15 protein-coding genes are annotated in these 14,444 nt (G+C 65.5%); 9 read left to right on the top strand and 6 right to left on the bottom strand.

Annotated elements, in window-relative coordinates:
• Positions 1–35 precede the first annotated feature (35 nt).
• From LB525_RS03050 to LB525_RS03010, 9 genes are all read left to right on the top strand, one after another.
• Complete coding sequence (locus tag LB525_RS03050; RefSeq protein WP_224524284.1) at positions 36–335, top strand: putative quinol monooxygenase; 300 nt, start codon at positions 36–38, stop codon at positions 333–335.
• Between the two features lie 323 nt (positions 336–658).
• Complete coding sequence (locus tag LB525_RS03045; RefSeq protein ID WP_224543356.1) at positions 659–2,440, top strand: chloride channel protein; 1,782 nt, start codon at positions 659–661, stop codon at positions 2,438–2,440.
• A gap of 119 nt (positions 2,441–2,559) precedes the next feature.
• Positions 2,560–3,228 carry a helix-turn-helix domain-containing protein gene (locus LB525_RS03040; RefSeq protein ID WP_224543354.1) on the top strand — a complete coding sequence of 223 codons (669 nt, stop codon included), beginning with the start codon at positions 2,560–2,562 and terminating at the stop codon, positions 3,226–3,228.
• Positions 3,229–3,266: 38 nt separating this feature from the next.
• Positions 3,267–4,340 (top strand): extracellular solute-binding protein, encoded by a 1,074-nt coding sequence (locus LB525_RS03035; RefSeq protein ID WP_224543353.1) that lies wholly within the window; start codon positions 3,267–3,269, stop codon positions 4,338–4,340.
• 22 nt (positions 4,341–4,362) lie between these two features.
• Entirely contained in the window at positions 4,363–5,232 is an 870-nt protein-coding gene (locus tag LB525_RS03030) for an ABC transporter permease (protein ID WP_224543350.1), read from the top strand.
• On the top strand, positions 5,232–6,029 hold the full coding sequence (locus LB525_RS03025) for an ABC transporter permease (RefSeq protein WP_224543349.1): 798 nt from the start codon (positions 5,232–5,234) through the stop codon (positions 6,027–6,029). Before LB525_RS03030 ends, LB525_RS03025 begins: the two co-directional genes overlap by 1 nt.
• Positions 6,026–7,138, top strand: a complete 1,113-nt coding sequence (locus LB525_RS03020; protein ID WP_224543347.1) for an ABC transporter ATP-binding protein — start codon at positions 6,026–6,028, stop codon at positions 7,136–7,138. Before LB525_RS03025 ends, LB525_RS03020 begins: the two co-directional genes overlap by 4 nt.
• 77 nt (positions 7,139–7,215) lie before the next feature.
• Entirely contained in the window at positions 7,216–8,601 is a 1,386-nt protein-coding gene (locus LB525_RS03015) for an NAD(P)/FAD-dependent oxidoreductase (protein WP_224543345.1), read from the top strand.
• Positions 8,602–8,603: 2 nt separating this feature from the next.
• Positions 8,604–8,972, top strand: coding sequence for a cupin domain-containing protein (locus LB525_RS03010; RefSeq protein ID WP_224543343.1), 369 nt, complete (start codon positions 8,604–8,606; stop codon positions 8,970–8,972).
• A 56-nt stretch (positions 8,973–9,028) separates the two neighbouring features.
• Here the strand turns inward: LB525_RS03010 and LB525_RS03005 are convergent, their stop codons facing one another.
• From LB525_RS03005 to flaF, 6 genes are all read right to left on the bottom strand, one after another.
• Positions 9,029–10,672 (bottom strand): MFS transporter, encoded by a 1,644-nt coding sequence (locus tag LB525_RS03005; RefSeq protein WP_224543342.1) that lies wholly within the window; start codon positions 10,670–10,672, stop codon positions 9,029–9,031.
• Between the two features lie 150 nt (positions 10,673–10,822).
• The gene (gene asnB, locus LB525_RS03000; RefSeq protein WP_224543341.1) at positions 10,823–12,688 is read right to left on the bottom strand and encodes an asparagine synthase (glutamine-hydrolyzing); all 1,866 of its coding nucleotides are present in this window, start codon (positions 12,686–12,688) and stop codon (positions 10,823–10,825) included.
• 162 nt (positions 12,689–12,850) lie between these two features.
• A complete protein-coding gene (gene fliQ, locus LB525_RS02995) occupies positions 12,851–13,117 on the bottom strand; it encodes a flagellar biosynthesis protein FliQ (RefSeq protein WP_224543340.1) in 267 nt (88 codons plus the stop codon).
• A 120-nt stretch (positions 13,118–13,237) separates the two neighbouring features.
• A complete protein-coding gene (flgD, locus tag LB525_RS02990; protein ID WP_140632323.1) occupies positions 13,238–13,645 on the bottom strand; it encodes a flagellar hook assembly protein FlgD in 408 nt (135 codons plus the stop codon).
• A 1-nt stretch (position 13,646) separates the two neighbouring features.
• A complete protein-coding gene (gene flbT / locus LB525_RS02985; protein ID WP_095766363.1) occupies positions 13,647–14,084 on the bottom strand; it encodes a flagellar biosynthesis repressor FlbT in 438 nt (145 codons plus the stop codon).
• A complete protein-coding gene (gene flaF, locus LB525_RS02980; RefSeq protein ID WP_040989989.1) occupies positions 14,081–14,428 on the bottom strand; it encodes a flagellar biosynthesis regulator FlaF in 348 nt (115 codons plus the stop codon). Before flaF ends, flbT begins: the two co-directional genes overlap by 4 nt.
• Positions 14,429–14,444: the final 16 nt, after the last annotated feature.

Raw genomic sequence — 14,444 nt, 5'->3', positions numbered from 1 at the left:
TACGGCGCCTGAGCCACCTATCGGAAGGAAATCGCATGCTCCTGATCATCGGCACGATCCGCTTGCCACGCGACAGGCTCGAACAGGCAAAGCCGGCGATGCAGCGAATGATCTCGGCGAGCCGCGCCGAGCCCGGCTGCCTCGGCTATTCCTACGCGCAGGACGTGCTGGATGCCGGGCTCATCCATGTCTCGGAGGCCTGGAGCGACCGTGCCGCGCTCGAAACGCATTTCAAGTCGGCGCATATCGCCGAATGGCGCGCGAGCTGGGCCGAGCTCGGCATCGGCGAGCGCAAGCTCACGCTTTTCGAGACGGACGGCGGCGCGCCGACCTGATCGTGTGAGGCATTTACGGCTGTGCCGCCTCCGCGGTCGCGACGGCGACCAGTCAGCGCCGCACGGCGCGTTCCTCCTCGGCGGAGAGGCCGGCGGGCGGAGCTGCTGGCGATCTTCGTCGTACAAGACGATTCCGGCCCTTTCACCATACCGGTGCCCGACTAAGTCTATCTCCTTGGTCGTGGCGACACGTCTTTCGTAACGCTAATTGGCGCAACGCCAAAATGGCGCCACATGCGGTCGGCATTGCGGTTGCCACGCAAAGCCGCCGCGCGTTATCAGGCACGGCAGTTCTTATCTTCGCATACCGGCGAGCCGCTTCGTTGCCTGCCAGAAACGACCCACAAGTTTACGCCCGCCGGCTTCGCGCGGTGCTGATCAGCTCGATCCCCGTGCTCGAGGCGCGCGGCATCGTGATCGTGCTGATGGCCGGCATGGTCGGCGTCATCGCGGGCGCGCTGGTCACCGGCACGAGCGCCTTGGTGCAAGGCATGCATTACCTGCTGTTCGACGTGCAGCCGGGCGGCCGGCTTTCGGCGATGTTCTCGCTTGCCGACCCGGCACAGGCGATGTTCCCGGCGATCGGCGGCCTGCTTCTCGGGCTTTCCGTCATCTGGCTCAGAAAGCGCAAGTTCCGCACACCTGTCGATCCGATCGAGGCCAACGCGCTCTATGGCGGGCGCATGTCGCTCACCGACACGTTCATCATCGTGGCGCAGACGATGGTCTCAAGCGGCTTCGGCGCCTCGGTCGGGCTGGAAGCCGGTTACACGCAGATCGGCTCCGGCGTAGCTTCCCGACTTGCCCGCGCTTTCCGGCTGCGCCGCAATGACGTGCGCATTCTGGTCGGCTGTGGTGCGGCCGGCGCGATCGCCGCCGCCTTCGACGCGCCGCTGACCGGCGCCTTCTACGGTTTCGAGCTGGTCATCGGCATCTACTCCGTCGCCAATGTGGCGCCGGTGATGGCGGCGGCGATCGCCGCTTCGCTGACGGCGGAAATGTTCGGCGGCGTGCCGTTCCCGCTGGAACTCTCAGGTCTGCCGAATCTGACCGCCGGCGAGTATGTGCCATTCTTGCTGCTGGGGCTGCTCGGCGGGGCTGCCTCGATTGCGATCATGCATCTGGTGAGCATCGTCGAGCGGCTCTTTGTACGGTTGTCGATCGACGTGTCGGTCAGGCCGTTCATCGGCGGCATCTTCGTCGGCTTGCTCGGGCTGGTCACGCCGCAGGTACTCTCCAGCGGCCATGGCGCGCTGCATCGCGAGTTCGCCATGAATTATGCCCTTCCCGTGGTGGCGAGCGTCTTCGTGATGAAGCTGGCGGCCTCAGCCATCTCGCTCGGCTCGGGCTTCCGCGGCGGCCTGTTCTTCGCCTCGCTGTTCCTGGGGGCTTTGCTCGGCAAGGTCTTTGCCGGCGTCATGGCGCTGACCGCGCCGTCGGCCGGCATCGACCCGTCGGTCGCCGCCGTCGTCGGCATGACCTCGCTTGCGGTGGGCGTTGTCGGCGGTCCGCTGACCATGACGTTCCTGGCGCTGGAGTCGACCCGCGACCTGACGCTCACCGGCGTGGTGCTGGCCGCCTCGATCATGTCGGCGATCCTGGTGCGCGAGACCTTCGGCTACTCCTTCTCGACCTGGCGTTTCCACCTGCGCGGCGAAACGATCCGCAGCGCCCATGACGTCGGCTGGATGCGCAGCCTCACCGTCGGCACGATGATGCGCAAGGACGTCCGCACCATTCCCGCCTCGACCACGCTCTCCGAATTCCGCAAGGAGATCCCGCTCGGCTCGGCGCAGCGGGTTATCGCCGTCGAGCAGGCCGACCAATATGTCGGCATGCTGCTGGTGCCGGAACTGCACAGCGATCGCTCCGATGGCGAAATGCCGGTGAGCACGCTCGCCCAGTTCAAGGACGCGGTGCTGGTGCCGTCGATGAATGTCCAGACCGCCGCCGAGACTTTCCAGCGCACCGGGGCCGAAGAACTTGCCGTGGTTGAGGATTTCGACGAGCGCATCGTGCTCGGCCTGCTCACCGAGAGCCATCTGATGCGCCGCTATGCCGAAGAGCTCGACAAGGCGCGCCGCGATCTGTCGGGTGAGGGCTAGCCCTCTCTTTCAACTGAAGCCCTGGCTCGGCAGCCGCGAGGATGCGGCCCGACCGCGCAACCATGCCTCTTGCCATCTGTACAGTGGCACTGTACAAGTTGTTCAGTGGAGGAACATGAATGCCCAAGGCATCTGGCAACGGTCGGGCGCAGGCGGCAAACGCCGCCGGTGCGGCCGCAACGCTTGCCCATCAGGCTCTGGGCATGCGGCTCAAGAGCCTTCGCCTTGCTCGCCGCCTTTCCTTGCGCGACCTCGCCGAGGCGACCGGAACCAGCGCCAGCTTCATCAGCCAGCTCGAGCGCGGCCTGACCGGGGCCAGCACGGCATCGCTCAATCAGATCGCTTCCGCGCTGGGAGTCAGCGTCGCGCTGCTGTTTGCGGAAAGCGCGGCTCAAAATCACCACGGCGTGCTCAGGCGCAGCGAGCGCCCAAGCCTGCCGCCCAGCGACGGCTGCCGCAAGATGCTCTTGTCGCGGCCGCCGCTCAGCGACATGGAAGTCTATGTCGGCGAGTTCGAGATCGGCGGCTCGACCGGCCCCGACCAATACACGCATGGCGACGCACATGAGATGCTGATCGTGCTGCGCGGCATTGTCGAGGTCTCGCTCGGCGAGGCGCGTCATGTCCTCGAAGAGGGCGACAGCGTCGAATACACAACGGCCACTCCGCATCGCACGGAGAACATCGGCAGCGGCCGGGCCGAAGTGATGTGGATCATCGCGCCGCCGACCTCGGCGCGCGCCGAGCTCGACCAATACACGACCTGGAAACCGCCCGCCGCCAGGTAACCGACCAAAATGCGGGCATGAATGGGAGAGTCATCGTTATGTTGAAATCGAGATATGGCATCGGCGCCGTCCTGGCGCTCGGCGTTCTGACCGGCGCGGCCTTCGCGCAGGACAAGCCCGTGGCAGGCGAGGTGAAGGAAGGCTCGCTCAAAGGCAAGACCCTGACCTTCGTCTCCTATGGCGGCATCTATCAGGACGGCCAGACGGCGGCGCTGAAGGAGTTCGTCGACAAGTCCGGCGTCAAGCTGCTCAATGACGGTCCGACCGAGATCGCCAAGCTGCAGGCGCAGGTCGAATCCGGCAATGTCACCTGGGACGTCGTCGATACCGACGACCTGCCGCCTTACGTCTATTGCGGCAAGCTGTTCCAGAAGCTCGACCTGACCAAGCTCGACGTCTCGAAAATCCCGGAAGGCCAGGTCGGCGAATGCTCGGTGCCGGCGATGAATTACGGTGTCGTGCTGATGTACAACAAGGAGAAGTACAAGGATAATCCGCCCAAGAGCTGGGCCGACTTCTTCGACACCGAAAAGTTCCCGGGCGTGCGCGGCATCGACGGCTCCGGCAGCCCGACCGGCGGCCTGCTCGAACAGGCCTTCAAGGTTGCCGGCGGCGATCCGAAAGCAATGACGGTGGCCGATATCGACAAGGCCATCGACGTGGTCCGCAAGCTCGGCCCCGACACTATCTTCTGGAAGACGGGCGCTGAATCGCAGCAGCTCGCCGAATCCGGCGAGGCCGACATGCTGATGATGTGGACCGGCCGCGCCATGACCGCGGTCAAGAACGGCGCCAAATACGCACCCGCATGGCAGGATTGGCTGGTGGTGATGGACCAGATGACGATCCCGGTCGGCGTCAAGGACACGGATGCCGCTTACGCGCTGCTCAACGCCTATCTCGGCAAGAATGCCCAGGAGATCCTGACCGAGAAGACCTCCTACACGCCGATCAACAGCGAGGCGCGGCCCAAGGTCGACGCTTCCGTCGCCGCCTTCCTCACCAACACGCCGGAGCGCCAGAAGCAGGGCTACAAGCAGAACTTCAAGTTCTGGGTGCCGAACTTCGCCGTGGCGCAGGAGAAGTGGTCCGCGCTGATGGCCGGCAACTGACCGGCTGAGAGAGGCGAACTCCGTGAGCGCGCTCGAACCGACGACCCCCTCCGCCCCGCAACGGGCGGGCTGGGCGTGGCGGCCTTACGCGCTCACGCTGCCGGCGCTGTTCCTGTTGGTGGCCGTGATCGGCTACCCGCTGCTGACCATCGTGCTACGCAGCCTGTCTGAGCCGCAATGGGGCATGCAGAACTACGCCTGGTTCTTCGGCGCGCCCGTCAACCTGACGGTGCTCCAGCGCACCTTTACCATTTCGGCCTGGGTGACCGTGGTCTGTGTGGCCTGCGCTTATCCTTACGCCTATCTGATGACCGCGGTCGGGCCGCGCGTGCGGCTCGTCTTGGTGCTTTGCGTCTTGATCCCGTTCTGGGTGAGCGGCGTGGTGCGCACGCTCTCCTGGGTGATCCTGCTGCAGGATTCCGGCGTCATCAATTCGCTGCTGAGATCAGCCGGCTTCGACGGGGTCCGGCTGATCCGCACCCAGACCGGCGTGGTGATCGGCATGGCGCAGGTGCTGCTGCCCTTCATGATCCTGCCGCTCTATTCGGTGATGAAGGGCATCGACCTCAGGCTGGTGCAAGCGGCGCGAAGCCTGGGCGCGCGGCCGTCGCGCGCCTTCTTCACGGTCTACCTGCCGCTGTCGCTGCCGGGCGTCTATGCCGGCGCCATCATCGTCTTCATCCTGGCGCTGGGTTTCTATATCACGCCGGCGCTGCTCGGCGGACCGCGCTCCACCATGCTGTCGACCCTGGTGCAGACACAGGTGCTGAGCCTTCTGCAATGGGGACGCGGCGGCGCCATGGGCGTGGTGCTCCTGGTCGCGACCTTCGTCTTGCTGGCGCTGGCGGCCCCGGTGATGCGGTCCAGGCACCGGGAAGCGGGGCGACGCTGATGGAGATGAAGCCGCTCACCCGCCTCATCCTCGGTCTCGTCTGCCTGCTCGTGGCGATCTGGCTGGTGGCGCCGACGCTGGTCGTCGTGCCGATGTCGTTCAACGAGAACAAGTCGCTTGCCTTTCCGCCGCAGGGCTTTTCCTGGCAGTGGTACCAGAACTTCGCCACCAATCCGGAATGGTCGACCAGCTTCCTCAACTCGCTCAAGGTCGCTTCGCTGGTGGCGGTGCTGGCGACGGTGCTCGGCACGCTGGCCGCCTTCGGCCTCGACCGGATGAAGCCGCGGCCGGCCAATCTCTTGCGCATGCTGATGCTGACGCCGATGGTCGTGCCGGGCGTCGTTCTGGCCATCGGCATCTATGCCGTCTATCTCGACGCGCAGCTCGTCGGCACGCTGACGGGCTTCGTGCTGGCGCATACCATCCTTGCGCTGCCCTTCGTGCTGATCGCGGTCTCGGCCAATCTCGAAGTGTTCGACCGGCGGCTGGAAACGGCGGCGGCAAGCCTCGGCGCCGGCGCGCTGACCACGTTCCGCACGGTGACGCTGCCGCTGATCCTGCCCGGCATCCTGTCGGGCCTGCTGTTCGCCTTCGCCACTTCCTTCGACGAGATCGTGGTGTCGCTGTTCATCACCAATCCCTATCTCAAGACATTGCCGGTGCAGATATTTTCCTCGATCACGCGCGACGCCGATCCGACGGTCGCGGCCGTCGGCACCATCCTTTTGTTCGCCACCACGATCCTGATCGGCGGCGGCATGCTCCTCCTTGGCCGCGAGCGGAAGGGACGCCTATGAACCCGAGAGCGGAAAATCGCGGCGCCGCGATCGACCTCGATACGATCAGCAAGGCCTATGGCTCCTTCAAGGCGCTGGACGGCGTCTCGCTCAGGATCGAGCCCGGCGAGTTCATGACGCTGCTCGGACCGAGCGGCTCGGGCAAGACGACGACGCTCAACGTGATTGCCGGCTTTACCGACGTGACCAGCGGCAAGCTTTTGGTCGGGGGAAAGAGCGTCGTCGGCGTGCCCGCGCACAAGCGCAATATCGGCGTCGTCTTCCAGCACTATGCGCTGTTCCCGCATATGACCGTCGGCCGCAACGTCGCCTACCCGCTGACATTGCGCGGCATCAAGCAGGACGAGCGCAAGAAGCGCGTCGCAAGAGCGCTCGACATGGTCAAGATGGGCGACTTCGCGCATCGCTATCCGAGTGAGCTGTCGGGCGGGCAGCAGCAGCGCGTGGCGCTGGCCCGCGCCATCGTCTTCGATCCGCCGCTGCTTCTGATGGACGAGCCGCTCGGCGCGCTCGACAAGAAACTGCGCGAATGGCTGCAGCTCGAGATCAAGCGCATCCATCGCGAGCTCGGCACCACCTTCGTCTATGTCACGCACGACCAGGAGGAGGCGCTGGTGCTGTCGGACCGGATCGCCGTGTTCAACCGCGGGCGGATCGAGCAGGTCGGCACTGGCCGCCAGCTCTATGACGAGCCGGCGACTTTGTTCGTTGGTCGCTTCATCGGCGATTCCACCGTGCTGCGCGGTGGGGTTAAGAGCGACGGCACAAGCACGGCGCTGACCATCGCCGGCGAGACGGTCAGCGCGCAGCGTCGCCTCGCGGGCGAAGCCCGTCCGGTGATGCTGCTGCGGCCGGAAAAGCTTGCCATCCGCCGGCCGGGCCAGGATGCCGCCGGCACGAACCGGCTGTCGGGAACGATCGCCGAGGCGATCTACCTCGGTTCGGGGTCGAAATATGAGGTGAAGCTTGGCGACGGCTCGACCGCGATCGTGCGTTCGCCGCTCGCCGGCGAAAGTTTCGGGCTCGGCGAGAAGGTCGAGCTGTGCTTCGACGGCGCGGATGCGAAACTCCTGCCCGACGATAGCACGGCCGACACCACGCTTACCTGATCATCTTTGTTTAAACGCAATTCCGGACGGAAACCGTTTCACACTTTTCCTCGAATTGCTTTGGCGGAAACCATCCCATGCAAGTCAAGCGCAACGGCGACATTTCGTTCTGGTATGCGGATCTGGGTCACATCCCCGCGCCACGCGCGCCTTTGCCCGGCGACATCGAGGCGGATGTGGCGATCGTCGGCGCCGGCTATACGGGGCTGTGGACCGCCTACTATCTGAAGAAGGCGAAGCCATCGCTGCGCATCGTGCTCATCGAACGCGAGTTTGCCGGCTTCGGCGCCTCGGGACGCAATGGCGGCTGGCTGTCGGGCGGCTTCGGCTGGTCGCGCGAGAAGTATCTGAAGACCTCGACACGGCAAGGCGTCACCACCATGCAGAAGGCGATGGCCGGCTGCGTCGACGAGGTGATCCGGGTCGCGACGGAGGAAGGCATCGATGCCGATATCCGCCGCGTCGACAATCTGACGGTCGCCACCAATCCGGCGCAGCTGGAGCGCGTGCGCGAGGAATGCGAGACGATCCGCTCCTGGGATGCCGATCCCGAACGCATCGAGCTGCTCGACGCCGAGGCGACGCGGGCGCGCATCAACATCCGGAATGTGCTCGGCGGCTTCGTCATTCACGGCCAGGCGCGGGTGCAGCCGGCCAAGCTCGTGCGTGGGCTCGCGGCGGCGGTCGAGCGTCTAGGCGTTTCGATCTACGAGAAGACGCCGGTTACCGCCATTGCGAAGGGCGTCGTGACTACGGATCGCGGCACGGTGCGGGCGGAAACCATCATCCGCGCCACCGAAGGGTTCACGGCCGGCATCCCTGGCGAGGAGCGGACTTGGCTCGCGCTCAACAGCGCGCAGATCGTCACAGAACCGCTGCCGGAAGAGCTCTGGCGCAAGATCGGCTGGGAGGGGCACGAGCTGCTCGGCAATGCCGCGCATGCCTACTGCTATGCTCAGCGCACGCGCGAGGGGCGCATCACCATGGGCGGCCGCGGCGTGCCTTACCGCTACGGGTCGCGCACCGACGTCAACGGCCAGACGCAGCAGGCGACGATCGAACAGCTGCACACGATCCTGACGACGCTCCTGCCGCAGACGGCTGGGTGCCGCATCGACCACGCCTGGTGCGGCGTGCTCGGCGTGCCGCGCGACTGGTGCACCACAGTCGGCCTTGATCCCGCGACGCGGATCGGCTGGGCCGGCGGCTATGTCGGGCTCGGCGTGTCGAGCTCCAACCTGTCGGGGCGCACGCTGACCGACCTCGTGCTCGCCCAGGATACCGAGCTGACGCGGCTGCCCTGGGTCAACCGCAAGGTACGGCCCTGGGAGCCGGAGCCGTTCCGCTGGCTGGGTGTCCATTCGATGTACCAGCTCTACCGCATCGCTGATAACCGCGAGGCCGCCGGGCTTGCGCATACCTCGAAGCTTGCCGCCTTGGCGGACAGCCTCACCGGTCATTGATCATGGAGACCCGCTTGATCGATCTTTCGACTTTCCACGACCTCGCCAAGGCCGACATCGGCGCCTTTTCACCGAAACCGACCTCGATCGAAGGGGGTCAGCTGGAGGCCGCGCGATCCTTCTTCCAGTCGCCGGACGGGAGCGTCGATATCGGCATCTGGGAATGCACTCCTGGCCGCTTCACCGCCGACCGCACGAACTCGTCGGAGATCTGCCACATCATCTCCGGCCGCGTCGCGGTGAGCCGCGCCGATGGCCAGATGCGTGAGCTGGGGCCGGGAGACCTCCTCGTCCTGCCGCAGGGATGGAAGGGCGAGTGGCGCATCCACGAGACCACGCGCAAGCTCTACATGATCCAGAGCGCCGGCTGATCCTTGATCCTTCGGCGCATGTCGTTTGCCCGAAGCATGCTTCGCACGACGTACGATCAGTGATCGATCGGGCCTTTCGGTGAAACGAGCGTCGTGCCAGCGGTGGTCGGACGCTCGATCATGCGGCGCACGCGCGGTGGGTTGTCGCCGCTGTGCAGCGCGCGGATGCGTTCGCCGACCACGGCGTCGGCATGGGTGGCGCGCCGGTTGTGGCGGATATACTCGACCCAGGTCGGCGTGTGGTAGTGCTCGATCCACACCGACGGATTTTCGAGGTCGCGGGCCAAGGTCCAGTTGCGGGCGCCGTCACGGCGGCGGATGCGGCCGCGCTCGGCCATGGTCGCCAGGAATTCCGGCACGTCTTCCTCGCGGATGATGTACTCGATCATGATGGCGATCGGGCCGCTGCGCGGCTTGAGGTCGAGCGCCAGCATCGGTTCCTTGAAGCGGTTGAGCGGATCGAGGTTGAGCACCGTCTGCCGCGGCAGCGGCAGGACGAAGCCGATGGCGCCGCCGGCGAGCATCGCGACCGCCGCAGCGGTCAACGCGGTCTCCGCGCCATGCGCGTCGGCGACGACACCCCAGATCCAACTGCCCAGCGCGATGCCGCCGAAGGTCGCCGTCTGGTAGATCGACAGCACGCGGCCGACCACCCAGCGCGGCGTCGACATCTGCACCGTGACGTTGAAATGCGAGAGCGCGATCACCCAGCAGGCGCCGCCGATGAGCAGGCCCGCCGATGTCTGCCAGGCATTGTGGCTTACGGCGGCGTTGAGGGCGCAGAGCGCGAAGCCGCTAAAGGCCATGCGCACCATCGTCTCGCTGGACAGCAGCTGCCTGAGCCGCACGCTGATCAGCGCGCCGCCGACCGCGCCGATGCCGAAGGCGCCGAGCATGATGCCGTAGGTCAGCGCATCGCCCTTGACGACATCGCGCGCCACCAGGGGAAGAAGCGCCAGCACCGCGCCGGCGCTGAAGCCGAAGGCCGAACCTCGGACCAGCACCTTGGCGATGTTGGGCGACATGGTGACATAGCGCAGGCCGGCGCCCATCGCAGCGCCGAGCGACTCGCGCGGCAGGGTTTGCTCGGGCAGCGCCGGCTTCCAGCGGGCGAGCACGACGATCAGACCGATATAGCTGACGGCGTTGGCGGCGAAGGCGGCCGCCGCACCCGCGGCGGCGACGATGACGCCGCCGATGGCCGGGCCGACACTGCGGGTGATGTTGAAGCCCAGCGAATTGAGCGCGACCGCCGCCGGCACCTTGGCGCGCGGCACCATGTCGCCGACCGAGGCCTGCCATGACGGGCTGTTCAGCGCCGTGCCGCTGTCGATCAGGAAGGTGAAGGCAAGCAGCGTCCAGGGCGTCATCCAGCCTTGCCAGGTGAACAAGGTCAGCAGCGCCGAGACGACCAGCATGAAGGTCTGCGCCACCAGCATCACCTTGCGGCGGTTGAAGCTGTCGGCGATGGCGCCGGCAACGAGCGCGAACAGCATGATCGGCAAGGTAGTCGAGGCCTGGACCAGCGCCACCTGGTAGGGCGAGGTGGCGATCGTGGTCATCATCCAGGCGGCGCCCACGCCCTGGATCAGGCCGCCGAAATTCGACACCAGGCTGGCCGACCAGACGGCGCGGAAGATGCCGTGCCGGAAGGGCGCCAGCGCGGAGACGCGTTCGCTTTCCGGCTCGTCGTCGATCATGATTGCGCCTTCGTCCGCTATAGAGGCTCGCCGCGCCCGCGCAGGCGGGCGACTCGCCAAAGAGTGCGACCCAACAACAGGATGGCAAAGGCGAAAATGCGTCGGCGAAGCTTTAAGCCAAGCATCTGGCCTGTCTGGACCAACTTCTGGCTATGTCGCGTTTCTCGCCTCGGCATGCAGGGCCTCGGTCAGGCCGCCTGCCGTCTCGCCATTCATGTAAAGCCTGAGCAGCATTTCCATGCCGACGAGACGCAGGCGCGACGTTTCCTGGCTGCTTGCCATGTCGATCAGGTCGTCCAATTCGGAAGCAGACCATTTCATCGCGTCGCGCAGCAGGCCACCGCGCAGCAGGCCCTGCGTGCCAGCCGAAAAAGCGGCATCCATCTCGAAGCCGTTCTTTGCGGCGCGAATGTTCTCGCGCGGCAGATGGCGTTCGGCGACCTTCTTGAGCAGCCACTTGCCGATCCCGTCGCGATATTTCTGCCGGCGCGGCAGGTGAAGGGCGAAGTCGATCAGCCGGTTCTCGAGGAACGGCACCCTGAGCTCGACGGACGCCGCCATGCTCAACCGGTCGTGCCGGTGCAGCAGGTCCTGCAGGTGCGAATAGAGGTCGTAAAAACAGCTTGCCAGGAAAGCGCGATCGCCGGGCGGCGCGACACCGTCCAACCTGTCGAACAGCTTGGTCTGCAGGAAGTTCAGCTCGGGGGACAGGGCTCTGAGCGCCATGGCGCGATCGGTCTGCGAGCCGCGACCGATCGAGTTGCGGAACGGGGCACGGCGCAATTCAGCGAATTTGCGGTCACGCCCGGCCTTCGACCGGAACAGGCGCTGCAGCCAGGACTGGCGCCAGAGCCTGACCGTCGATGCCTGCCATTTGTAGCCGCCGAAAAGCTCGTCGGAACCCTCCCCGGTCAGCAGCACCTTGACGCCGTCGGCGCGGCACTGCTCGGCAAGCGCCAGCAGCGCCGCGTGGCTGGCATGCCAGCCGTCGGTTTCGAGGTGCCAGACCGCGCGCGGCCAGAGCTCGAGGAACCGGTCCTTGTCCAAAGGCACCCGGCGCAGGCTGGCGCCGACATGCCGACCGGTCCGCTCGGCATCCTCGGCCTCGCTGCGGCCGAGCTTCGGGTCGACGACGTAACCATGCATCTCAGGCCTGAAGCGTTTGGCAAGCGCGGTGATCAGGCCAGAATCGACGCCGCCGCTGCAGGCAGTGGCAAGGCTGGTATCGGCGATGCAATGCAGCTCGACACTTTCCTCGAGCAGTGTCCGGAGCGTCGCCATATGTTCGGCGTCGGATGTCTTGTCGCCGGCGATGCGCGCGGTCTCCAGGACGTCGAGGACATGCCAGAAGCGGCGCTTCTCGATGCCATCCGCCGTGATCTTCCAGAGGCCGGCCGGCGGCAGCCGCTCGATGCCGTCGAAGACGCTGTAGCTCGAATCGCGGCTCTGCCAGGCCAGCCGCAGAGTCAGCTCGCGCGTGTCGATCCGGCGGGCAAAGTCGTGGCAGGCGAGGATCGCCTTGTCCTCTGAGGCGAACAGCAGGCGGTCGCCGGTCTCGGCGACCGACATCGGTTTAATGCCCAGCCTGTCCCTGGCAAGCCACAAGGCGCCGGCGCTGGCATCGAAATAGGCGAAGGAGAACATGCCGTCGAACAACGGCACCGCTTTTTGCGGGCCCCAGTGATGCAGGGCCTGAAGCACCACCTCGGTGTCGGACACCGTGCGGAACGTCAGGCCTTCCGCCTCCAGCGACTTGCGCAACGAGCGAAAATTATAGACCTCGCCATTGTAGCACAGCACACCGTCGCCGGACGCGGTCAGCATCGGCTCGCGCGCGGCGGGCGATGGGTCGATGATGGTCAGCCGGCGGTGGCCGAGCGCCAGACGGGCGTCGTTCCAGTTGCCGTGATCGTCGGGGCCGCGATGCGCCAATGCCTGCATCATGCGCGCGACGTCGCGACGATCGCCGCTGCCGATCGGATCGCGCTTTCGCCAGACGCCGGCTATTGCGCACATGGCCCGCGGGCCGTTCCTGCCTGATGCATCGCTTCCTGAAAGTGGCCTAGGACAAGGGCACCGGCCGATGCCGGCGCGCTTCACAATCTAGCTGCTACAGATGCCGCTGCAAGAGATCATCCGGGTCGGGGCGAAAGGCCACCCGACGCTCGCCGCCTTGCGTCAGAAGCCGTGCTCGATGCGCTCGAAAATGACGTTGGTGAAGGCCGAGATCTGGCCGCCGATGAAGGGGCCGGTCAGCGCCACCACGAGCATGATGGCGACGATCTTCGGCACGAAGGTCAGCGTGATTTCCTGGATCTGGGTCAGCGCCTGGATGAGCGCGATGCAGATGCCGACCACCATCGCCACCAGCACCACGGGAGCGGAAGCGGTAAGAACCGTCCACACGGCGTACTGGACGATGTCGAGGGCATCGGCCTCGTTCATGGCTGACCTCTCGCGAGCCCGCTAAAGCGGGTCGCATGAAAAACAGTTCACGCGACCTGTTTTTGGTTTTGATTTAAGCATGTCTTTGCCCGAAACCGGAACCACTTTCGGGAGACCTGCTTATGCGGCCGGCTTGATCGACACGCCCGCGCCGACGGGAACCTGGGTGCCGTCCTGCAGCACGGCGATCAGGCCGCTGCTGGAGAGCGTCACCGAAGCCACGGTGCCGGTTGTCTTGCCGTCGGCCGAGGTGATCGAGCGGCCGATCAGCGCATCGGCCTGCGACAATGCCGAGGACTGCATGATCTGGTCGAGCTTGGTGTTGGTCTGCACCGACTGCTCGACCTGGGAGAAGGTGGCGAGCTGCGCGACATATTGCGTGGAATCCATCGGCTTGGTCGGATCCTGGTTCTTCATCTCGGCGATCAGGAGCTTCAGGAACGACTGGTAGTCAACCGCCGTCTTGGAAGTCTTCTGGCTGGCCTGGTTGGCGCCGACCGGGATCGTTGTCGTCATGTCGACGGCCATCTTATGCTCCTACAGCCAGTGCGCGCGGCGTTTGGGAAATGTCGTCATCGTCTTCGAGCACCCTGCGCTCGAGCGGATAGAGCGCGCGGATCGCTTTCAGCGCCTCGTAGATCTCATCCTCGCCGACCATCCGGTCGATCTGCTTCAGGCTCTTGCAGATGTCCTGGTTGTCGAAGCTTGCGATCAGCATCGGCAGCGAGCGGCGGAACATCTCGCGCGCCTCGGGGGCGCCGAGCGGGTTGATCAGCATGATCTGCACGATGAAATAAAGCTGCCTGAGCGGCGTAGAGGCCTGATCGGCCTGGAGGACGTGGCTTTCGAGCAGGAACTGCACGTCGTTCATCAGCTCGATGGTGACCTTGCGGTCGACGCGGATCACCGCGCCGTTGATATAGATCTTCTCGTTGGGCTTCAGCGAGATCTTCAGCGTGTTGGTCATTGGATGCCGTCTCGGATGATCTGGGAGACCTCGATCAGTCCTTCGAAATTGTTGGTGCGGCCCTGGCGGATGTCTTCCGTCTCGCGCAGCAGCCATAGGCCGATCGAGATCAGGTTGGCGCGCAGTTCCTTGGGCAGGGCGTTGTCGCTGGAGCCGAGATCCTCGACGAATGTGGTCCAGATGCGGTTGGTGAAATGCAGCGCCTCGACCGCTTCCATCGACTCAGTGCCAACGGCTGCTGCCGCGGCCAGCATGTCGATCGAACGGGTGAGCAGCTGCCGCTCCCGGTCCTTGGCATCGGCGACGGAGTCGGTCTGGATGTCGGCGTAGGAGAATTGATACATCGTCGGCGCTCTGGCG

Origin of the sequence: Mesorhizobium sp. CA16, assembly GCF_020165175.1 — a bacterium.
Classification (GTDB): domain Bacteria; phylum Pseudomonadota; class Alphaproteobacteria; order Rhizobiales; family Rhizobiaceae; genus Mesorhizobium.
The sequence above is the reverse complement of the archived record's forward strand: the minus strand, read 5'-3'. Positions and strand labels throughout refer to the sequence as shown.